Here is a 21,059-nt window from a genome sequence, read left to right on the forward strand (position 1 = left end):
AATTGGCAGGCGCTTCTCACGCGTCCGGCTGCGCTTTGGGCAAACGGCTTTCGCGGCGGATGCGCGCGACAAGCGTGTTCAGCGTGCCACGTCCCGCGCCCGCCGCCAGCGGATGATCCCGCAACGACAGCACAGATGCCGAAACGCGCTGCCCGTTCACCGTAAAGATTGCCCGCCAGTGATCCGCGCCCAGCCCCGGCCGGGCGTCGCTGTTCTGTTCCCGCGCATGCAGGAAAAAAGCGCCGCCTTGGGTATCGGTGCTGATCAGTTCGACCGTGGCAGGATCGCCATCGCGCGACAACGCGGCACGCCCTTCGTCAGAGGTGAAAAAGGCTGCAAGCTGCGCATGTTCGTCCGTCAGGGGCGTATCGCCGACGGGCGGTTCGAAAACCGAAACCGTCAGCAGGGCGGGAAACAGCGGCCGCCGCGCCTCTGGGTTGTGTGTCACGGCGGCGCAGCTTGCCAGCAGCACGAAACTGTCGCCTTCGCTGACGCTGGACGCGCCCGTGTCGATGCAATAGCCCGCAGGCCCCGCAACCACGACGGCACTGCCCGGCACCGGCAGACGCTCGGGCGCCTGGCGCGAAAACGCCTGCCCGCCCAGGCCGGTGGTCGCCAGAAGGCCCCCGTCGGTGCAGCCCGAAAGCAGCGCCAGCGCCGAAAACCCGGCCAGCGCCGCCCTGATCTTAGAGGTCCATATAGACATGCGTCTCGGCATTCGCTCCGGGATGGGTGACGGCGCCGCGGCGGGTATCGCCCACAAGCTGCGCATATTTCCACAGCGCGCCAGCGGCATAGTTGGTCTTGCGCGGGCCCTTCCAATCGGCCTTGCGCGCGGCCAGATCGGCATCGCTGACCGCGACGGAAATCTCGCCGGTGATCGCGTTGATGGTGATGACGTCGCCATCCTTTACCAATGCGATCGGCCCGCCATGCGCGGCCTCGGGGCCGACATGGCCTACGCAAAAGCCGCGCGTCGCGCCCGAAAACCGGCCATCGGTGATCAGCGCCACCTTCTTGCCCATGCCCTGGCCCGAAAGGGCGGCAGTGGTCGCCAGCATCTCGCGCATCCCCGGCCCGCCTGCGGGGCCTTCATTGCGGATCACCAGAACCTCGCCTTCCTTGTAGCTGCGGGCCTGTACGGCGGCGAAGGCCTCTTCCTCACATTCGAACACACGGGCCGGACCGGTGAACACCTGCTGCTCCTCGCTCATGCCCGCCACCTTCACGATGGCACCCTCGGGCGCAAGGTTGCCCTTCAGGCCGACAACACCGCCGGTGGCGCTGATCGGGGTTTCGACCGGATAGATCACGCGGCCATCGGCCTCATGCGCGATCAGGTCCAGCTCTTCGCCCATGGTGCGGCCGCTGGCCGTCATGCAATCTTCGTGCATCAGCCCGGCCTTGCGCAGCTCTTTCATCACCACCGGCACGCCCCCGGCCTCGTAGAGATCCTTGGCCACATACTGACCGCCCGGTTTCAGATCGACGAAATAGGGCGTGTCGCGGAAGATGTCGGTCACGTCGAACAGGTCGAAATCGATCCCGGCCTCATGCGCCATCGCGGGCAGATGCAGCCCGGCATTGGTCGACCCGCCGGTGCAGGCCACCACGCGCGCGGCGTTTTCCAGCGATTTGCGGGTGACGATATCGCGGGCGCGGATGTTCTTTTCCACCAGATTCATCACCGCCTGGCCGGAAGCCTCGCCATACTGGTCGCGGCTCTCATAAGGCGCGGGCGCGCCAGAGGAGTTCATCAGCGCAAGGCCCACGGCCTCGGACACGCAGGCCATGGTGTTGGCGGTGAACTGGCCGCCGCAGGCGCCGGCACTGGGGCAGGCGGCACGCTCGAGGATATCCAGTTCGGCGTCGGACATGTTGCCGGCCTGATGCTGGCCCACGGCCTCGAACACATCCTGCACGGTCAGGTCGCGCCCGTTCAGACGGCCCGGCAGGATCGACCCGCCATAGATGAACACCGACGGCACGTTCAGCCGGATCATCGCCATCATCATGCCCGGCAGGGACTTGTCGCAGCCGGCAAGGCCCACGATCGCGTCATAGCAATGACCGCGCATCGTCAGTTCCACCGTGTCGGCGATGGCTTCGCGCGACGCGAGGCTGGAGCGCATGCCCTCATGCCCCATCGCGATGCCGTCGGTCACGGTGATGGTGGTGAACTCGCGCGGGGTGCCGCCGCCCACCTTGACGCCCTGTTTCACGGACTGGGCCTGTCGGTTCAGCGCGATGTTGCAGGGGGCCGCCTCGTTCCAGCAGGTGGCGACGCCGACCAGCGGCTGGTGGATCTCCTCTTCGCTGATCCCCATCGCATAAAGGTACGACCGGTGCGGCGCGCGCGCGGGGCCTTCGGTCACATGGCGGCTGGGCAGGGTGGATTTGTCGAAACGGCTGTTGCGCATGAGGTCCTCCTCGGGTCTGGCTTGCATCGGGAATAGCCGCCACATTCCGCTTTCACAAGCGCGATTGAAGGTCGCGGGCAGGCAGGCTAGCCTTCCGCGAAAGCGAGCAGACAGTCAGGACAGCCCATGCGTGCCCCGGAATTCGAGGCCTATATCCGCCCCGCCCGGCTTTATCCCCAGATCTGGCGGCTGCTTATTGGCATTCTGCTGATCGGATTCATCTACTTCGCGTTTTTCGCGCTGATGCTGGTTGTCCTCTATCCCGTCATCGGGGCCGAGGGGTATTTCGGCTTTCTGGAAAAGCTGCGCGCGCCCTCCGAACCTGCCCCCACGCTGTTTGCCCTGCTCAGCTTTGTCGGCATGGCGCTTGGCGTCGTCCTTGCCGCCGCGGCCTGCCACTTTCGCGGGCCCGGCTCTCTTTTCGGCCCCTGGCCCGACGTGCGGCGCGATTTCCTTGTGTCGGTCGGGGCGCTGATCCCCGTCTACGCGATCGTGACCGCCGGTTCGTGGCTGTTTTCGGCGCCGGAACTCAACCTGCCGCTTGGCCTGTGGCTGCGGTGCCTGCCGCTGGCGCTGGTGCTGCTGCTTGTTCAGATCTCGGCCGAAGAGATGCTGTTCCGGGGTTACCTGCAGCAACAGCTTGCCGCCCGGTTTACCGCGCGCTGGATCTGGATGGGGCTGCCAGCGGTTCTGTTCGCATCGCTGCACTGGAACCCCGAGGCCGGGCTGAACGCCTGGATGATCATCGCCGTCACCCTGGCCTTCGCGCTGATCGCGGCGGATCTGACCGAACAGACCGGCAGCCTCGGCGCCGCGATGGGCCTGCATTTCATCAACAACAGCGTCAGCCTGCTGTTCCTGTCGACGCAGGGAACGATCACCGGTCTGTCGCTGTATGTCACGCCCTACACCGTTTCCGACGCGGGCCCGGTTCCGCTGGACATGGTGCTCAATCTGCTGATGATGGTGCTGATCTGGCGGCTGCTGCGCTTCGTTCTGTTGCGTTAGTCAGATTGCAATTCGTCGCGGCCCGGCTTATCTCGGGCGCGACCGAACAGCTATGGGCCCGCCCGATGAACTGGATTTCCAACTACGTCCGTCCGAAGATCAACTCGCTCTTCTCGCGCCGCGAGGTGCCCGAGAACCTTTGGACCAAATGCGACGAATGCGGAACCATGCTGTTCCACCGCGAGCTGAGCGATAATCAGAACGTCTGCACCAACTGCAACCACCATATGCCGATCGCGCCGCGCGCCCGGTTCGCCGCCCTGTTCGACGGCGGCATCTTCTCCGAGATCGACGTGCCACAGCCGGTGGCAGACCCGCTGCATTTCCGTGACCAGAAGAAATACCCCGACCGCATGAGAGCCGCGCAGAAAAGCACCGGCGAGGCCGAGGCGATGCTGGTGGCACAAGGAGAGATCGGCGGCGCGCCGATTGTCGCCGCGGCGCAGGATTTCCGCTTCATGGGCGGATCGATGGGGATGTATGTGGGCAATGCCATCATCGCCGCCGCCACCCGCGCGGTAGAACTTGGCCGGCCGCTGATCCTGTTCTCGGCCGCCGGCGGCGCGCGGATGCAGGAAGGCATCCTTTCGCTCATGCAGATGCCGCGCACCACCGTGGCCGTCGAAATGCTGAAAGAGGCGGGGCTGCCCTATATCGTCGTGCTGACCCATCCGACCACGGGCGGCGTCACGGCCTCTTACGCGATGCTTGGTGATGTGCAGATCGCCGAGCCCAACGCGCTGATCTGTTTCGCCGGCCCCCGCGTCATCGAACAGACCATCCGCGAAAAGCTGCCCGAAGGGTTCCAGCGCGCCGAATACCTGCTGGACCACGGCATGCTCGACCGCGTGACCGCCCGGACCGAGCTGCGGGAAGAGCTGATTACCGTGGTGCGGATGCTGATGGGCCTGCCCCCCGCCGTGCGCGGCAGCCTGCCCGCGCCCGAGCCCATCCCGGCGGCCCCCGCTCCGGCAAAAGACGTGGCAGCCCCGCAAACGGATGAGCCCAAGGCGTGAACCGGCCCGGCAGCGATGTCATCCTGGAACGGATGATGACCCTTCACCCGAAGATCATCGACCTGACGCTCGACCGTGTCTGGCGCCTTTTGGCCGCGCTCGGCCATCCCGAACGCCAGTTGCCGCCGGTGATCCATATCGCGGGCACCAACGGCAAGGGCTCTACCCAGGCAATGATACGCGCCGGGCTGGAGGCGGCCGGCAAGCGCGTGCATGCCTATACCTCTCCGCATCTGGTACGCTTTCACGAACGCATCCGCCTGGCCGGACAGGTGATCACCGACGCCGCCCTGACCGCGTTTCTGGATGAATGCGAACGCGCCAATGGCGGCGAGGGCATTACCTATTTCGAGATCACGACCGTGGCCGCGCTTCTGGCCTTCGCCCGAACCCCGGCCGACTACACATTGCTCGAGGTCGGGCTGGGCGGGCGGCTGGATGCCACCAATGTGGTCGACAAGCCGGCATTGACGGTCATCACCCCGGTGTCGATCGACCATCAGCAGTATCTCGGCGAAACGCTGCGCGAAATCGCCGGCGAAAAGGCCGGCATCCTGAAGCCCGGCGTGCCCTGCGTGGTCGGCCCCCAGCGGGACGACGCGATGGAAGTGATCGAGGCACGGGCCGCCCGGCTGGGCGCGCCGCTGCTGGCGCATGGCCAGCACTGGCATGTGTGGGAAGAACGCGGGCGCATGGTCTATCAGGATGAAACCGGCCTGCTGGATCTGCCCCTGCCCGGGCTGATCGGCGCGCATCAGGTGATCAACGCCGGCGCCGCGCTTGCCGGCCTGCGCCTGCTGGGCTACGGCGAGGCGGAATGTGAGGCGGCAGTGACCCGGGCAAGCTGGCCCGCGCGCCTGCAGCGCCTGCGCCGCGGCCCGTTGGCAGAGGCCGCCAACAGCGCCGAGCTGTGGCTCGACGGCGGGCATAACCCGGCAGCGGGCGAAGCGCTGGTCGAGGCGCTGACCCGCCTGCCCGCACGGCCACTGCACCTGATCTGCGGCATGTTGAACACCAAGGATGTCAGCGGCTATCTGCGCCCCTTCGCGCGCGTCGCGCAAACCCTGCACGCGGTGTCCATTCCCGGCGCGACGGCGACATTGCCGGCCGGTGACACAGCCGCCGCGGCAACGTCAGTCGGGCTTGCCGCGAAAACATCGAACACCGTTCACGAAGCGATTTCCGATATCGTCGCCACCGATCCCCACGCCCGTATCCTGATTTGCGGATCTCTGTATCTGGCCGGTGACGTGCTTCAGGAAAACGCCTGAGCAGGAAGAAAAATCTTCACGAAGATTTTTCAGACCGAAGAATTTTCGTGAAAATTCTTCCTACTCCTGCCCCCATTCGGCATCCTGCATTTCGCGCAACCGGCTTGCGGTGCGCTCGAACTCGAAGGCGCCCGTGCCTTCGAGGTATAGCATCTCCGGCTCGGCCGCGGCGGAACAGATCAGCCGCACCCTGGCTTCATAAAGCGCGTCGATCAGGGTCACGAACCGCTTTGCCTCGTTGAAGTTGGAGCGGCCAAGGCAGGGAATATCCTCCAGGATCAGCACCCGGACCGCACCCGCGATCGCAAGGTAATCGGCCGGGCCCATCGGCTTGGCGCACAGATCCCAGAAGGTCGCCCGCCCCACCCCGTTGTGAAACTGCGGCACCTCCACCGCGCGGCCCTGCACGGTCAGCGTCAGCGGCGCGCCCCGGCCATCAGTGAAATCGCGCCAGATCTCCGCCATCGCCTCTCGCGACGCAGCGTCGGCAGGGGTAAAATACACCTCCCCCCCCGACAGCCGGTTCTGCCGGTAATCGGTCGGCGAGGCGAGGTGATGCACCTCGAGCTTTTGCTTGAGCACCTCGATGAACGGCAGGAACCGATCGCGCTGCAACCCGTCCTTGTAGAGCTCGTCCGGCACCCGGTTCGAGGTGGTGACGACCGTGATGCCATGCTCGAAAAGCAGATCGAACAACCGCCCCACGATCATCGCGTCGGTGATGTCGGTGATCTGCATCTCATCGAAACACAGCAACCGCAGGTCCGTGGCGATCTGCGCGGCGACCTGCCTGAGCGCATCCTGTTCGCCCTTCTGCCGCACCTTGTGCAGATCGGCGTGAACCTCTTGCATGAACGCATGGAAATGCACCCGCCGCTTTTCCGGAATCGCGACGTTGGAAAAGAAGAAATCCATCAGCATCGACTTGCCGCGCCCGACCCCGCCCCAAAGGTACAGCCCCTTGACCGGCTCTGGCTTTCTGCGGCGCAGCAGAAACCCGCGCTTTTCGGCGGCGGAACTTTCCAGCCCGCGCCGGACCCGTTCCAGAGGGTCGAGCACGGCCATCTGGCCGGGGTCGCCGTGCAGCGCCCCCTCTGTCACCAGGCGGTCATATTTCTGTCGCAGCGTATCATACATCGCGCCCACCCATAAAACGCCACGCCAGATATGAAAAGATGGCGCAGCCAATACGTTATCCGGATTGACGCGGTATGCTGGCGGGTTAACCCTGTCGCGACACAGGGAAGACAGAATGAGCACAGCGCGCACACCACTTGTCACACCGGTTCTGGTGGCCGGATGCATCATCATCATGGCAAGCTTCGCCATCCGCGCCAGCTTTGGTGTCTTTCAGATTCCGATCGCCACGGAATTCGGCTGGGCCAGGCAGGAGTTTTCCTTCGCGATTGCCATCCAGAACCTCGCCTGGGGGATCGGGCAGCCATTGTTCAGCGCCATGGCCGAGAAATTCGGAGACCGCAAGGCGATCATTCTGGGCGCCCTGACCTATGCGGCAGGTCTGGTGCTGTCGTCCTATGCCGTCACCCCCGGGCAGCACCAGTTGCTGGAAATTCTCGTGGGATTCGGCGTGGCCGGCACTGGGTTTGGCGTGATCCTTGCGGTCGTGGGCCGCGCGGCGAGCGATGAAAACCGCTCGCTCGCGCTTGGCATCGCCACTGCGGCCGGGTCTGCCGGGCAGGTGTTCGGCGCCCCCACCGCGGAATGGCTTCTGGGCATGATGGGGTGGCAGCAGGTGTTCCTGATCTTCGCCGCCGTGATCCTGTGTTCGCTGCTGGCGCTGCCGATGATGCGCGCGCCGCAGACCGCGAGCCGCGCGGAACCGGAAGAAGGCATGGGAGCAATCCTGATGCGTGCCTTCCGCGACCCGTCCTTTACGCTGATCTTCCTGGGCTTTTTCTCGTGCGGCTATCAGCTTGGCTTCATCACCGCCCATTTCCCCGCCTTCGTCACGGAAATGTGCGGCGCGATCGACCCGTCGGGCACCCTGGCCGCGCTTGGTGTTTCCACGACCTCGGCACTGGGGGCGATCTCGATCTCGCTGATCGGTCTGGCGAATATAGCGGGCACCATCACCGCCGGCTGGTTGGGCAAACGCTACACCAAGAAATACCTTCTGGCAGCGATCTATCTGGGCCGCACCATCGCGGCGGGGCTGTTCATCATGCTGCCGATAACGCCCACCTCCGTTCTGGTCTTTTCGGTGTCGATGGGGGCGCTCTGGCTGGCCACGGTACCGCTGACATCGGGGCTCGTCGCGCATATCTACGGGCTTCGCTATATGGGCACGCTCTACGGGATCGTATTCCTGTCGCACCAGATCGGATCGTTCCTGGGGGTATGGCTGGGCGGGCGGCTTTACGACATTTACGGCAACTACACGCTGGTGTGGTGGATCGGCGTCGGCATCGGCGCATTCTCGGCCATCGTCCACCTGCCGGTGCGCGAACGCGTGGCCGGCCCCCGCGCGGCCGTGGCCTGACGTCAGAGCTCGCGAAGAAACTCCTGCACCGCGGCATGGATTTCACCCGGATGCGTCACCGGCAGCGCGTGGGTGGCACCGGGCAGTTCCACCTGCCAGGCGGCGGGGTTGATCTGCGCCAGCCGGCCGACGGCGGTCAGCGGGATGGCGGCATCCTGTTCGCCCCAGATCGCCAGAACCGGAATGCCCTGCTGCGCGATGATCCGGTGTTCGGGCGCCATATCTTCGGTCAGCATGTGGCGCCGGCTTGACAGGACGGCGGGCAGATAGCCGCGAAAGCGCGCCTCGGCCACCTGCCGGGCGCCGAACAACCGGAACAGCCAGTCGCCCAGCACCGGCACCCTGCGGCAGAATTCCGCCCCGCGATCCGGCGTGTGGCCCAGCCCGGCGGGGGCCAGCAGTATGATCCGGTCCACCTTTTCCGGCGCCTCGGCGGCAAAGGCGGCGGCGATGCTGCCGCCCATCGAATAGCCGACCAGCATCAGCCCGTCGCGCAGCCCCTGATCGGCCAGCAATTCGCGCAGCTGCGTCAAGAAGAACGCGCGATCCTGATCGCCCCCGGGCCGGTCCGACAGGCCGCGCCCGTAAAGATCATAGCGCAGAACGCGGTAGCCCATCATGGCGAGGTTGCCCGCCACCGGATCCCAGCCCTGGCACCCCGTGCTCAGCCCGTGGATGCACACCGCGACCGGGCCGCGTGTCGGCCCGTCCCAGCGGTAGTGGGTCACCCCCGAGGCAAGCCGCGCGAACTGCCCAGGCGCATCGGCGCGGGCGGCGTCATCCATGGGCCGACGGCGTCGTTCGGCAAGGGCAGACGCCGCCCAAAGCGCCAGGATCGCAAGCGGCAAAAGCAGCAGCCAGATCACGCGCGCCCCCATTCCTTCAGGATATAACGGCTGGTCATCAGATCCAGATGCGCACCGCCGCCGTTCTTGAAGAGCGTGATTTCCTCCTCCGTGCGGCGGGCAAAACGGCCCGAGGGCAGATCATAGAAATCGGCTATGATGTCATCGCGGGTGATCACCCCCTGCTCCAGCGGTGTCTTCAGCTCGCCGATATGGTTCAGCGTGGTATCGCGGCTGTCAACGAAGATCCTCGCGCGCCTGAGGGCGGTGTCGTCGGCTTCGCGCATATCCGCGCGATAGGCGCCGATCAGGTCGATATGCTGGCCGGGGCGCAGCCATTCGCCCCGGATCAGCGGCGCCTGCGCCATGGTGGCAGAGGTCACGATATCGGCCTGCCGCACCGCCGCCTCCAGATCATCGGTGGTGGCGACATCGGGGAAGGCCGACGCCATCCGGGCCGCCCCGGCGGCATTGCGGTTCCAGACCAGAAACCGCGCGCCCGGAAAGGCGCTGGCATAGGCCTCGTAAAGCGAATGGCCCACCGTGCCCGCACCGATGATCAGGATCACCTTGCTGTTGGGCCGGGCCAGGCGTCTGGCGGCAAGCAGGCTGTCGCCCGCGGTTTTCCACTTCGTCACCAGATGGAAATCGACGATCGCCTCCAGCGTGCCGTCGATGTCGGAAAACAGGCTGACGGCGCCATTGACGGCGGGCCGGTCATGCGCGGGGTTGCCGGGAAACACGGTTGCGGTTTTCACCGCCATGCCCATCCCCTCGATCCAGGCGGAGCGAGACAGCAGCGTGTCGGGATCACGAAGCAGGAAGGTATCGCCGATCCGCGCCCTCGGCAGCTCATGCGCGGCGGCGAGCGCATCGGTCAGCGCGTGCCAGTCCAGCAACGGCTCGCAGGCGTCGAAGGGAATGAATGTGGCGCTCAAGCCGCGGCTTCCTCCGCGCTCAGCAAGCCGGCCTGAACAAGGCGCTCGGCCCAGCCCCGCGGCCCCTCGAACAGATGGGTCTGCCAGCCGCGCGCGGCGGCGGCGGTGATGTTGTCGGCGCGGTCGTCGGTGAACAGCAGCCGGTCGGGCGCGATGCCGCAATCGCGCTCGACCATCTGGTAGATCTTCGGATCGGGCTTGATGACGCCCATATGGCCCGAAATATAGTGCCGGTCGAAATCCTTCAGGAAGGGATAGAAGGGCACCGCATAATCGAAACTGCCGATGCCGAAATTGGTCAGCGCGAAGACGGGCACACCCTTGCCCCGCAGCGCCCGCATCAGATGCAGCGAATGCGGGATCACCGGCTGGGCCAGTTCGATCCATTTGTCACGCCACATGCGGATCTCGTCGCGGAATTCGGGATAGGCTTCGGCGGTTTCATAGATCACGCCGGTGAAATCCTCGCCCCTGTCGACCCGGTCGTTCATGCCGTGCAGATCGACGGCGGCGAACATCGCGCGGCGGCGTTCCTCGCCCACGACGCTGTCGTAATAGCGTTCGGGCTGCCATTCGATCAGCACGTTGCCAATGTCGAAAATCACCGCCTCGGGGGTCATGGCTTCTTCTCCTTCAGCGCGGTCCGCAGCGCGCGCTCCAATGCGTCGAGAAAACGGGAGCGGTCGGCCTTTGTAAAGGCGCGCCCGCCGCCCTGGCGAAAAGGATCGGCCGCGCGCAGATCGGCCATCAGATCGCGCGTGGCCAGCAGGTTGCCGATGTTGCCGGGTGTGAACGCCTCGCCGTTGTGACGCAGCACGCGGGCTCCGGCCTCGACGCATTTCGCGGCAAGCGGGATGTCACCGGTGACAACCACGTCGCCCGGACCCGCGCGATCGGCGATCCACATATCGGCCACGTCGGGGCCTTCGGGCACATAAACCATTTCGACCAGCGGGTTGGGCGACGGGCGCAGCCCGCCATTGGCCACCATGAAGACGCGGGCGCCGTGACGGTTGGCCACACGTTCAACCTCGGCCTTCACCGGGCAGGCATCGGCATCAACATAGATCATCGCGCAGCCCCCCGGCCCGGCACGCTCAGCGCGCGAAATCCGATGGCAGCAGGCCCATCGCCCCTGACTTGACGTGCAGGCGCGCGCCCTGCGGCCGTTTTTCAAAGGCCACGATCGAATCGTAGATGTTGATCGACGCGGTGGAGCGGGTGAAATCAGACACCGGCAGATCCTTGCAATAGGTCGCGTGCAGATCGTCGATCCGGTCCTTCACCGTTTCCATGAACGATCCCTCGCGTTTAAGCCCGCCACCCCAGCGCGGCAGATAGCAGGTGTGCAGATCCTCGAGCATATACACCCCGTCCGGCGATATCCTGTCGTAGATCAGGCCGAACGAGGCGTTCAGATGTTCCATCACGTGGCTGCCATCATCCAGAACGATATCGAACTGATAGCGCGACAGCAGGTCATCCAGCACCGCGGGATCATCCTGCGAGCCGATCACCACCTCGATATTCTCGCCCGCGTATTGCTTGCACTCCGGGTTGATGTCGAGGCCGACAATCCGGGTGCCCTCGCCGAAATATTCCTGCCACATGTAAAGCGAACCACCCTTGAACACGCCGATCTCCAGGATGGTCGGGGCGGTTCCGACGAAACGCGCGAAATGCTTTTCGTAAATGTCGAAATAGTGAAGCCACTTGTTGACGACGGGGCCGCCGTTCGACAGGAAAATCTCATGCAGGCTGCGGCGTTTTTTCATGGTCTCTCCCGTTGAAGCGGTCCGATTTCATTCACGAGCTTTGCATGCCGCACCCCCGGCGGAAACCCGCAACCGGCCGATTTCGCCGTTACCGGTAGAGCGCATCGGCGTGGAAGCTCACATGATCCTCCATGAACGAGGACACGAAAAAATAGCTGTGGTCATAGCCCTCGTGCATCCGGAAGGTGCCCGGCTGGCGCACCTCGGCGATGGCGGCGGCCAGCGCCTCTGGCTTCAGCAGGTCGAGAAACTGATCGCTGGCCCCCTGATCGATCAGCACCGGCCCGGCAAACCCGCCTTCCCGCATCAGCAGCGTGGCGTCATGGCGCGCCCAGGCATCGGTATCCGTGCCCAGATAGGCCGTCAGTTGCTTGCGCCCCCAGTCCGACATGCTGGGATGCGCGATCGGCGCGAAGGCCGAGACAGACGCATAGCGCCCCGGATGGTTCATCGCCAGCGTCAGCGCCCCGTGCCCACCCATGGAATGGCCGGTGATCGCCTGCCGCTCTTCATCCAGCGCGAAATTGTTGAACAACAGGCGCGGCAGTTCAGTGGCCACGTAATCCCACATCCGGTAATGCGGCGCCCAAGGCTCTTGAACGGCGTTCACATAGAACCCGGCGCCCTGCCCCAGATCATAGGCATCATCATCCGCCACCCCTTCGCCGCGCGGCGAGGTGTCGGGGAAGGCCAGCGCGATGCCATGTTCGGCCGCCCAGGCCTGGGCGCCGGACTTGGTCATGGCGTTTTCATGGGTGCAGGTCAGCCCCGACAGATACCACAAAAGAGGCACCGGGCCCTCGGCCGCCTCTTCGGGCAGGAACAGCCCGAAGGTCATGTTACATCCGCAAACATCGGAATCGTGGGAATAGACCCCCTGCACACCGTCAAAACAGCGGTTTTCGGAAACGGTTTCGAACATCTTGCCCTCCTGATGCCTGCCCTCAGGAGGTAACGTGCCTGCGCGGATGGGGCAAGGCTCAGAACCGCCGCGGGCGCGGCTAGCCGCTGCCGATCAGCACCCCGGCGGCAAATACGAGCGCCCCGCCCAGCACAACCTGAAACGCGGCGCGGAAGAATGGCGTGTCCATGTATTTCTTCTGGATCCAGGCAATCGCCCACAGCTCGACGAACACGACGATCATGGAAATGATCGTCGCCGTCCAGAAATGCGGGATAAGATAGGGCAGCGCATGGCCCAGCCCGCCAACAGCGGTCATCACCCCCGAGGCGATGCCCCGCTTCAAGGGCGACCCGCGCCCGGAAATCGCCCCGTCATCCGACGCCGCCTCGGTAAAGCCCATCGAGATGCCCGCGCCGACCGACGCGGCCAGCCCGACGATAAAGGTGGTCCAGGTATCCTGCGTTGCGAATGCGGTGGCGAAGATCGGCGCTAGGGTCGAGACGGAGCCGTCCATCAGCCCCGCCAGCCCGGGCTGAACCCAGGTCAGCACGAATTGCCGGTGGGCGGTGCGGCCTTCCCGGTCACGCGCCTCTTCATCAAGATGCGCTTTCACGGCCCCGCCGGCCAGCGCCGTATGGCCGGCCTCGGCCGCGGCCAGATCGCCCAGAAGCTCACGCGTGGCCGAGTCGGTGCTTTGCGCGGCGGCGCGAAGGTAGAACTGTTCGGCGTCACGCTCCATCATCTCGGCCTCTTCCCGGATCCGCTCCAGGCCAAGGTTCTGTGTCAGCCAGACCGGACGGCGGGCATAAAAGCCCGACACATGCTCGCGCCGGATCAGCGGAATGGTCGAGCCGAAACGCCGTTCATGAACGGAAATGAGGCGGCGGCGATGCGCGTCTTCCTCTTTGGCCATATCCTCGAACACCATGGCCGTGTCGGGAAACTCTTCGCGCAACTGCTCGGCATAGGTCCGGTAGATGCTGGCATCGTCTTCTTCCGATGCAATCGCCAGGGCGAGGATTTCCTGATCGCTGAGATCCGAAAAGCGCCGCCTCTGCGTGAAACCGGGAATCATGCTGCCATCCAAATTGTTAGAACAATTCTAAGATATTGAAACACCGCAGCGCCGCAATGCGAAAAATTGTCCGCCGGCTGTGGGCTCGACGGGCAGCTTGCCGGAACTGAACAGCTCGGTTTAAGGTTGTATGCACGAAAGGACGACAGCATGAGCGCCATCGACGGTGAGATCAAGAAAGGCCGCAAGTTCGAACAGGTTCTGGAAGGCGCGCGGGATGTCTTTCTGAACGACGGGTTCGAAGGCGCGAGCGTTGATGACATCGCCCGCGCGGCGCGGGTTTCCAAGGCGACACTCTACAGCTATTTCCCGGACAAGCGCCTTTTGTTCCTGGAAGTGGCCAAAACCGAATGCAACCGCCAGGCAGAGCGCGCCCTGTCGGCGATCGACCCCTCGGCGCCCGTGGCCGATGTTCTGCGCGCCACCGCCGACCATCTGGTGAGCTTTTCGCTGTCCGAGTTCGGGCAGAACGTGTTCCGCATCTGCGTGGCGGAAAGTGACCGATTCCCCGAACTCGGCCGTGCCTTCTACGATTCGGGTCCGGCCCATGTGCACAGCCATATCACGGCCTTTCTGGCACAGGCGGTCGCGCGCGGTGATCTTGTGATCGAGGATATCCCGCTGGCCGCCGATCAGTTCAGCGAGCTGTGCAAGGCCGATCTGTTCCTGCGAATGGTATTCGGCATGAACCGGCGCTTCACCAGCGAAGAAATCAACCGGGTCATCGACGGCGCCGTGGCCACCTTCATGGCGCGCTACGGCGCCTGATCCCACAGGGGCACCGACAGACGAAAAGACCCCCGCCATTGCTGGCAGGGGTCTCTCCGTCGAAATAGGCCCCGACGGTGCAGACTGGGTGGGGGCTGATACTCCGCACCGCCGGGGTAGCTCTCTCGCTACAGCTTCGTTGTCGCCGCCAAACCGGGCAGCGAATGGGTCGGCGCGCGGAAAAGCAAAGGTGATTTCCGGGCAAAACAGGGGCAATGCTTGATTTGCGGCGCAAACGGGTCCAGTTTTTGCACATGACAATTCAGACGCCCACGCCCTTTCCCGCCCCCCGCGCACCGGAACAGGTGAGCTTTGACCGGCAGGAGCTTGGGATGATCCTGTCGCTCTACGGGCGTATGGTGGCCGCTGGCGAATGGCGTGACTACGGCATTTCCTGCCTGCGCGAGGTTGCCGTGTTCTCTGTGTTTCGGCGCACCGCGGAACACCCGCTGTACCGTATCGAAAAGCGGCCCAAGCTGCGCGGACGGCAGGGAATGTATGCCGTGATCGGGATGGACGGGCAGATTCTGAAACGCGGGCACGATTTGAAAACGGTCCTGCGCGGGCTCGAGAAAAAGCTGATCCGCGCGGTGGACTAAAGCCGCCGCCGCGAGGTGACCGCGCCATCGCCCTGCGCCGCGATGCGGGCGATTGCCTCGGCGATCGGCTCATAGGCCACCGCCATGTGATGCGCGTTGGCATGGATCAGGGTTTCACCGTCAACCGCCATCGCCACATGGCCCTTCCAGAAATACAGATCGCCGCGCCGGGGCGGCGTGCCATCATCCAGCGGCTGGCCCAGAGCGGCCTCTTGCAGATCGGTATCGCCGGGGCAGGCCAACCCGGAAAACAGCAGCGCGGCCTGGATCAGACCCGAGCAATCCATGCCCCAGATCGAATTGCCGCCCCACAGATAGGGCGCGCCGAAATGCAGCTGGGCGATGGTCGCCGCGTCCTGAAACGGGCGGTTGAGCGGGCGCAGATGCGGCTTGGGGATGAAATACCCCTCTTCGGTCTCGAAAAACCCCCCGGCCCCCGAAACGACGCGAAACCGCGATCCGAAGGACAGCGGCATGATCTCCAGCCGCTTCATATCCGGCGCCGGATAGGCATGGGTGGCGGGCGTGCAGACGAAATGGGTGCTGTCGATCGCATCGCACAGATCCGCCGCGCGCAGATAGCCCACGTAGCCATCCTTCTGCGCCATGCCAAAGGCGAAGCCCCCGACGATCTCCAGCACCCGGAAGTGCTCGCCCGGCAAAAGCTGCCGGTCGCGGTGGCCGCATTCGGGCGCCGACCAGAGCGTGCTCAGCGGCACGCCGCCGATCTGGCGGATCTCTCCGGCGGCATAGCGCTCCGCCTGGATCTGCCCCTCCAGCTCGGCGGCGGCGACGCGGGCATTGGCCGGGATCAGGCGGCGGTCACTCATAGCGCCAGAAGCTCCGGCAGCGCCTCGAGGATCGCGCGGGCGCCCATGCCGACGCCACCCTTGGGCCGGGCCGGGGCCGCCGTGGGCTGCCAGCCGTAAATGTCGAAATGCAGATAGGCGGGGGCGGCGCTCACGAACCGGCGCAGGAACAGCGCGGCGGTGATCGAGCCGGCGAATCCCCCCTTGGGGGCATTGTCCAGATCGGCGATGCCCGGTTCGATCATAGCCTCATAGGGCGCGTGCAGCGGCATGCGCCAGACCGGATCTGCCACCGCCGCCGCAGCGCGGGCAATCGCATCCGCCGCATCATCCGACCCTGTGTAAAAGGGCGCGATATCGGGCCCGACCGCGACCCGCGCCGCGCCGGTCAGCGTCGCCATCGAGATGATGCAATCGCTCTGCTCCTCATCGGCCAGGGCCAGCGCGTCGGCCAGCACCAGCCGCCCCTCGGCATCGGTATTGTTGATTTCGACAGTCAGCCCCTTGCGCGAGGTCAGGATATCCTGCGGCCGGAACGACGCGCCCGAAACGGAATTCTCGACCGCCGGGATCAGCACCCGCAGCCGCAGCGGCAACCCCAGCGCCATGATCATATGCGCAAGGCCCAGAACGGTGGCCGCGCCGCCCATGTCCTTTTTCATCAGACCCATGGAAGAGGCCGGTTTCAGGTTCAGCCCGCCGGTATCGAAACACACGCCCTTGCCCACCAGCGTCAGGCGCGGGCCGGCATCGCCCCAGCGCATGTCCAGCAGGCGCGGCGCCTGCGCGGCGGCGCGGCCCACGGCGTGGATCATCGGGAAATTCTGCGCCAGAAGCGCGTCGCCGCGCACCGCGCCGACCTCGGCCCCGTGCTGCGCGGCCAGTGCGAACACCGCATCCTCCAGCGCCTCGGGGCCCATGTCGGCGGCGGGCGTATTGATCAGATCACGGGTCAGAACCTCGCCGGCCGCGATCGCCTCCAGCCGTGCCGCATCCACGCCCGCCGGCGCCTTCAGCGCGGCTGTGGCGCCGCTTTGCGCGCGATAGCGATCGAAGGCATAGCCCGACAGCAACCAGCCCAGCGCCTCTTCGGCCCGCGTATCGTCGGGCAGGTCGCAGCGCAGGTGATAGGTACCTTCGGGCAGAGCGGCGGCGGCGGCGGCAAGGTGGAACCGCCCGCGCGCACGGGCCGCAGGCGTGCCATAGCCCGCCACCGCCCCGGCAATCGCCCCGTCTTCGCCCGGCAACAGCCGCAACTCGCCAAGGCCGGCGCGGAAACCCGTCTGCTCCAGCCACTTGGCATGGGCGGCGGGCAGGGCCGCGCGAAACGCCTCCTGCCCGTCCTCCGCCACCACATGAACGGGGATCGAGGGCGCGGTGGGCGGGGCAAAGGTCGGCGGCATGGCACGCTCCGGTTTGGGAAACATGGCGCCAGACTAGCCGGATTGGCCCCGCCCGCAAGACCGGATCAGCCCGACATGTCCTGCAGATCCCACACCATTTTCAGCGATCGCCCGGCGACCCGTTCCAGCCGGGCGACCGTCGCCGCCTGGGCCACCTTGTCGCCTGCCCCCGCGGCCTCGCCGACATCGGCCGCAACGCGCGACAGGCTGGACAGGCCCAGCGGATCGGCGATGTCGCAGATCCGGTGCGCCCCCTGCACAAGGCCCGAACTGCGCCCGGCGCGCAGATAGCCCTTCATCCGCTCCAGCGTCACCGCCAGATCTTCCATCGCCCGCGCCACCGCGGCCTGCGCCCGCGCCTCGCCCAGTTCCACGTAAAGCAGCGCGAGCCGTTCCGGATCCATCCGTAAAGGTTCTTCCTGCCACAACATCACCACACCCGCCAATGCACACCCTCCGCGCTAACCCTGCCCCCACGGCCCGGACAGGTTGCGCCAGCGTCCTGAAAAAAGGGTTGCGCCCACGAGCAGAAATCGCTCGAATTTCCCTCAAATGCGCCCTAGAGAAAGAGTCATGACGAACGATACATCCGATATGAAAATCGCCCGCCCCCTGCCTTCTTATCTGATCCAGCGCTATCAGGGCTGGAAGGCAACCTCCTATGCCGAAAACAAGGTCTGGTACCGCCGTCTGGCCGAAGAGGGCCAGCGTCCGCGCGCCATGGTCATTTCCTGCTGCGACAGCCGAGTGCATGTCACCTCGATCTTCGGGGCCGATCAGGGCGAATTCTTCATCCATCGCAATATCGCCAATCTGGTCCCCCCCTACGAGCCCGACGGGGATCATCACGGCACGTCTGCCGCGGTCGAATATGCCGTGCGCGTGCTGAAGGTCACCAATCTGGTGGTGATGGGCCATTCGAACTGCGGCGGGGTGCAGGGCTGCCACGACATGTGCGCGGGCAATGCGCCGGAGCTTGAGGAAAAGACCAGCTTCATCGGCCGCTGGATGGACATTCTGCGCCCCGGATACGAGGCGGTAAAAGGCATCGCCGACCCGGCCGAGCAGATGCGCGCGCTGGAGAATCAGGCGATCATGACCTCGCTGAAAAACCTGATGACCTTCCCGTTTGTCAGAGACGCGATCGAGGCCGATCAGTTGAGCCTGCATGGCGTCTGGCACGATATCGGCGGCGGCGGGCTGTTCTACTACGCGCCCGACAAGGACGAATTCGTACCGGTCTGACATGAAAAAGGCGGCCTCGGGGGGCCGCCTTTCGAGATCTTCACTCATTGCGAACGGCGGGATCAGCCCTTCTTCAGACAGCGCTGGCCCAGAACCTCGGCGATCTGAACCGCGTTCAGCGCGGCGCCCTTGCGCAGGTTGTCGCTGACGCACCACAGGTTCAGCCCGTTGTCGATGGTGCTGTCCTGGCGGATCCGGCTGATGAACGTCGCGAAATCGCCCACGCATTCGACCGGGGTGATATAGCCGCCATCCTCGCGCTTATCGACGACCATCACGCCGGGCGCCTCGCGCAGGATGTCGCGCGCCTCGTCTTCGTCCAGGAAATCCTCGAACTCGATGTTGATCGCTTCGGAGTGTCCGACGAACACCGGCACCCGCACACAGGTTGCAGTGACCAGGATCGACGTGTCGATGATCTTCTTGGTCTCGGCCACCATCTTCCACTCTTCCTTGGTCGAGCCGTCTTCCAGGAAGGTGTCGATATGCGGGATCACGTTGAAGGCGATCTGCTTTGTGAATTTCGAGGGCTCTTTCTCCTGACCCGGCACATACATGCCCTTGGTCTGATCCCACAGCTCGTCCATGCCGTCCTTGCCCGCGCCGGAAACCGACTGATAGGTGGACACCACCACGCGCTTGATCCGGGCGCGGTCATGCAGCGGCTTGAGCGCCACCACCATCTGCGCGGTCGAGCAGTTGGGGTTGGCGATGATGTTCTTGCGGGAATACCCCTCGATCGCGTCGGCGTTCACCTCGGGCACGATCAGCGGCACGGCGGGATCGTAGCGATAGAGCGAGCTGTTGTCGATCACGACACAGCCCGCCTTGGCCGCCCTGGGCGCATAGATCTTGGTGGCGTCGGAACCGATGGCAAACAGCGCGATATCCCAGCCGCTGAAATCGAACGTGTCCAGATCCTTGGTCTTGAGCGTGGTATCGCCAAAGCTGACTTCGGTGCCGAGCGATTTGCGCGACGCAAGCGCCACGATCTCGTCGGTCGGGAACTGGCGCTCGGCCAGGATGTTCAGCATTTCGCGGCCCACGTTACCCGTGGCACCGACAACGGCGACTCTGTAGCCCATATTGGCTCTCCTAAGGTCTTGTGACTCGGCGCGGAGCTTTAGCGCAAACGGATCAGCGGCGAAAGGGGGGGCGCCGCTATTCGCCCGCCCCCGCCTCGCGCAGCTTGCGGCGGATCGCGATCGCATCCACCGTAACGCCCCCGGCCCCGTCAGGCTGTGTCTTGGGGTAATAGACATGGTCGAGATAGGTCATCACCGCACCGCGCAGCGCCGGATCGAAGCTCAGCGCCTCTGGCGCGGCCAGAACCCGCGAAAGCTCCGCCGCATCCCCCACCGGCGTCACCAGCCCGGGAATGGCGAAAAACGCTTCGCCCAGCGTGATCACCGGCTTGTCATGGAAAAACGCCTGCAGCCCGACCGAGGAATTGATGGTGATCACCCCGTCCGACGCTGCCACCTGCGCGAAGGTGTCGGTCTGGTTGTCCACCACGATACGGCCCCCGGCACGGGCCACCGCAGCGGCCAGCGGCTCGGCCAGCGAACTGCGGGCGGAGGGATGCTCCTTGACGCGAATATGCCACCCTTCGGGCAGGGCAGCGGCAGCCGTAGCCAGGGCGCCCAGCATCCTCTCCACGCTGCCGACCCAGCCGGCGAACAGGGTGATCTGGCTGTCGTTGGGCACCTGCAGCGGGCAGAACAGAAACCGGCCCGCCCCCTCGAGCGCCGAACCGTCCCCCTGCCCCACATCGGCGCGGCGCGAGGCGCGCGCGGTCAGGTTCGCGCCAAGCGCGCGCCAGGCGGCGCCCTGCCGGGCCGGATCCTGCGCCATCCAGTTCAGATAGAACGCCGGTTCGCGCGGCAGGCTGTTCTGCCCATTCACCCCCGACGGATCGATGGTGACGCGATCCGGAAACGGCGCAAGCTCGACAAACAGCCGCGCCGCGCCGGCATCACGCGCACCCTCCATGAAAGCCCGGCGCGATCCGGTCAGACCGTTCCAGCAGACGGCGACCCGATCTTTGTGCCGGGTGAAATAGCGCCGCGACCAGTTGTATTGCGCCCAGATCAGGCCGAATTTCAACGCCCTGCCCAGCCCGCCTTTGGGCTGGCGCTTGGCCACGGCCAGCGCCGCCCGCGCGCGCCGGGCACTTTCCGGGAAAGGCCGGAACGACAGGCCGATGAACGGCAGGCGTACACCCCCCCCCGCGGCATCCGCGATGGCGGCGAAGATGCTGTCTTTCTTTCTTGTCCATCCGGCAAGATAGGCGATCATGAAACATGCCCCGGCGATGCGTTCAGCGCGGCCACCCTAGCGGCGGGCCGCGCCGGATTCAAAGAGATCTGGCGGGGAAGATTGGTCGGGCTGAGAGGATTCGAACCTCCGACCCCCTGCTCCCGAAGCAGGTGCGCTACCAGGCTGCGCTACAGCCCGACCGTGACGGGCGAGTTATACCCCCT

At 65.2% G+C, this 21,059-nt stretch carries 22 protein-coding genes and 1 tRNA gene; 7 read left to right on the plus strand and 16 right to left on the minus strand.

The annotated features are described in order from the left end of the window. Window positions 1-16 precede the first annotated feature (16 nt). Window positions 17-706 (minus strand): hypothetical protein, encoded by a 690-nt coding sequence (locus GGR17_RS05820; RefSeq protein ID WP_054537738.1) that lies wholly within the window; start codon window positions 704-706, stop codon window positions 17-19. Continuing rightward, on the minus strand, window positions 687-2,420 hold the full coding sequence (gene ilvD / locus GGR17_RS05825; protein WP_054537737.1) for a dihydroxy-acid dehydratase: 1,734 nt from the start codon (window positions 2,418-2,420) through the stop codon (window positions 687-689). Before ilvD ends, GGR17_RS05820 begins: the two co-directional genes overlap by 20 nt. A gap of 126 nt (window positions 2,421-2,546) precedes the next feature. Between ilvD and GGR17_RS05830 the strand changes: the two genes are divergently transcribed. The 3 genes from GGR17_RS05830 (at window position 2,547) to GGR17_RS05840 (ending at window position 5,715) form a co-directional block, all read left to right on the plus strand. Then, complete coding sequence (locus GGR17_RS05830; protein ID WP_054537736.1) at window positions 2,547-3,428, plus strand: CPBP family intramembrane glutamic endopeptidase; 882 nt, start codon at window positions 2,547-2,549, stop codon at window positions 3,426-3,428. A 65-nt stretch (window positions 3,429-3,493) separates the two neighbouring features. Continuing rightward, window positions 3,494-4,444 carry an acetyl-CoA carboxylase, carboxyltransferase subunit beta gene (gene accD, locus GGR17_RS05835; protein WP_037206839.1) on the plus strand — a complete coding sequence of 317 codons (951 nt, stop codon included), beginning with the start codon at window positions 3,494-3,496 and terminating at the stop codon, window positions 4,442-4,444. Further along, window positions 4,441-5,715 (plus strand): bifunctional folylpolyglutamate synthase/dihydrofolate synthase, encoded by a 1,275-nt coding sequence (locus tag GGR17_RS05840; protein ID WP_054537735.1) that lies wholly within the window; start codon window positions 4,441-4,443, stop codon window positions 5,713-5,715. Before accD ends, GGR17_RS05840 begins: the two co-directional genes overlap by 4 nt. Window positions 5,716-5,775: 60 nt before the next feature. On the opposite strand, the gene zapE is transcribed toward GGR17_RS05840, so the two are convergent. Continuing rightward, window positions 5,776-6,852, minus strand: a complete 1,077-nt coding sequence (gene zapE, locus GGR17_RS05845) for a cell division protein ZapE (protein WP_054537734.1) — start codon at window positions 6,850-6,852, stop codon at window positions 5,776-5,778. 115 nt (window positions 6,853-6,967) lie between these two features. Here zapE and GGR17_RS05850 point away from each other — a divergent pair, with 115 nt between their 5' ends. Beyond that, window positions 6,968-8,215: an MFS transporter gene (locus GGR17_RS05850; protein ID WP_054537733.1), complete on the plus strand. Its 1,248-nt coding sequence runs from the start codon at window positions 6,968-6,970 to the stop codon at window positions 8,213-8,215. A gap of 2 nt (window positions 8,216-8,217) precedes the next feature. Here the strand turns inward: GGR17_RS05850 and GGR17_RS05855 are convergent, their stop codons facing one another. The 7 genes from GGR17_RS05855 to mbfA form a co-directional block, all read right to left on the minus strand. After that, window positions 8,218-9,081 carry an alpha/beta fold hydrolase gene (locus tag GGR17_RS05855; RefSeq protein ID WP_054540274.1) on the minus strand — a complete coding sequence of 288 codons (864 nt, stop codon included), beginning with the start codon at window positions 9,079-9,081 and terminating at the stop codon, window positions 8,218-8,220. Then, the gene (locus GGR17_RS05860; protein ID WP_054537732.1) at window positions 9,078-9,998 is read right to left on the minus strand and encodes an ornithine cyclodeaminase family protein; all 921 of its coding nucleotides are present in this window, start codon (window positions 9,996-9,998) and stop codon (window positions 9,078-9,080) included. Before GGR17_RS05860 ends, GGR17_RS05855 begins: the two co-directional genes overlap by 4 nt. Next, the gene (locus tag GGR17_RS05865; RefSeq protein ID WP_054537731.1) at window positions 9,995-10,618 is read right to left on the minus strand and encodes an HAD family hydrolase; all 624 of its coding nucleotides are present in this window, start codon (window positions 10,616-10,618) and stop codon (window positions 9,995-9,997) included. Before GGR17_RS05865 ends, GGR17_RS05860 begins: the two co-directional genes overlap by 4 nt. Further along, entirely contained in the window at window positions 10,615-11,070 is a 456-nt protein-coding gene (locus GGR17_RS05870) for a YaiI/YqxD family protein (RefSeq protein ID WP_054537730.1), read from the minus strand. Before GGR17_RS05870 ends, GGR17_RS05865 begins: the two co-directional genes overlap by 4 nt. A gap of 25 nt (window positions 11,071-11,095) precedes the next feature. Then, a complete protein-coding gene (locus GGR17_RS05875) occupies window positions 11,096-11,773 on the minus strand; it encodes a class I SAM-dependent methyltransferase (protein WP_054537729.1) in 678 nt (225 codons plus the stop codon). Between the two features lie 88 nt (window positions 11,774-11,861). Then, window positions 11,862-12,695, minus strand: coding sequence for an S-formylglutathione hydrolase (gene fghA, locus GGR17_RS05880; RefSeq protein WP_054537728.1), 834 nt, complete (start codon window positions 12,693-12,695; stop codon window positions 11,862-11,864). A 79-nt stretch (window positions 12,696-12,774) separates the two neighbouring features. Continuing rightward, window positions 12,775-13,752 carry an iron exporter MbfA gene (gene mbfA / locus GGR17_RS05885; RefSeq protein WP_037206858.1) on the minus strand — a complete coding sequence of 326 codons (978 nt, stop codon included), beginning with the start codon at window positions 13,750-13,752 and terminating at the stop codon, window positions 12,775-12,777. Window positions 13,753-13,902: 150 nt separating this feature from the next. Between mbfA and GGR17_RS05890 the strand changes: the two genes are divergently transcribed. Both GGR17_RS05890 and GGR17_RS05895 read left to right on the plus strand, forming a co-directional pair. Beyond that, on the plus strand, window positions 13,903-14,520 hold the full coding sequence (locus GGR17_RS05890) for a TetR/AcrR family transcriptional regulator (protein WP_054537727.1): 618 nt from the start codon (window positions 13,903-13,905) through the stop codon (window positions 14,518-14,520). 254 nt (window positions 14,521-14,774) lie between these two features. Further along, window positions 14,775-15,119, plus strand: coding sequence for a DUF2794 domain-containing protein (locus GGR17_RS05895; protein ID WP_054540273.1), 345 nt, complete (start codon window positions 14,775-14,777; stop codon window positions 15,117-15,119). Here the strand turns inward: GGR17_RS05895 and GGR17_RS05900 are convergent. The 3 genes from GGR17_RS05900 to GGR17_RS05910 form a co-directional block, all read right to left on the minus strand. After that, window positions 15,116-15,949: a C40 family peptidase gene (locus GGR17_RS05900; protein WP_054537726.1), complete on the minus strand. Its 834-nt coding sequence runs from the start codon at window positions 15,947-15,949 to the stop codon at window positions 15,116-15,118. The two genes, GGR17_RS05895 and GGR17_RS05900, sit on opposite strands and share 4 nt — an antisense overlap. Beyond that, window positions 15,946-17,331: a leucyl aminopeptidase family protein gene (locus GGR17_RS05905; protein ID WP_054537725.1), complete on the minus strand. Its 1,386-nt coding sequence runs from the start codon at window positions 17,329-17,331 to the stop codon at window positions 15,946-15,948. The genes GGR17_RS05900 and GGR17_RS05905 overlap by 4 nt, the downstream gene beginning before the upstream one ends. A 65-nt stretch (window positions 17,332-17,396) precedes the next feature. Next, window positions 17,397-17,735 (minus strand): hypothetical protein, encoded by a 339-nt coding sequence (locus tag GGR17_RS05910; protein ID WP_052071316.1) that lies wholly within the window; start codon window positions 17,733-17,735, stop codon window positions 17,397-17,399. Between the two features lie 190 nt (window positions 17,736-17,925). Between GGR17_RS05910 and GGR17_RS05915 the strand changes: the two genes are divergently transcribed. Continuing rightward, complete coding sequence (locus GGR17_RS05915; RefSeq protein WP_054540272.1) at window positions 17,926-18,576, plus strand: carbonic anhydrase; 651 nt, start codon at window positions 17,926-17,928, stop codon at window positions 18,574-18,576. A gap of 62 nt (window positions 18,577-18,638) precedes the next feature. Here the strand turns inward: GGR17_RS05915 and GGR17_RS05920 are convergent, their stop codons facing one another. The 3 genes from GGR17_RS05920 to GGR17_RS05930 all read right to left on the minus strand — a co-directional run bounded on the left by GGR17_RS05920 (window position 18,639) and on the right by GGR17_RS05930 (window position 21,033). After that, a complete protein-coding gene (locus GGR17_RS05920) occupies window positions 18,639-19,661 on the minus strand; it encodes an aspartate-semialdehyde dehydrogenase (protein WP_054537724.1) in 1,023 nt (340 codons plus the stop codon). Between the two features lie 76 nt (window positions 19,662-19,737). Beyond that, window positions 19,738-20,874, minus strand: coding sequence for a capsular polysaccharide export protein, LipB/KpsS family (locus GGR17_RS05925; RefSeq protein ID WP_054537723.1), 1,137 nt, complete (start codon window positions 20,872-20,874; stop codon window positions 19,738-19,740). A gap of 82 nt (window positions 20,875-20,956) precedes the next feature. After that, window positions 20,957-21,033 (minus strand) — tRNA-Pro (locus GGR17_RS05930). Window positions 21,034-21,059 lie beyond the last annotated feature (26 nt).

This window comes from Actibacterium naphthalenivorans, from assembly GCF_014196965.1.
Lineage (GTDB): Bacteria > Pseudomonadota > Alphaproteobacteria > Rhodobacterales > Rhodobacteraceae > Actibacterium_A > Actibacterium_A naphthalenivorans.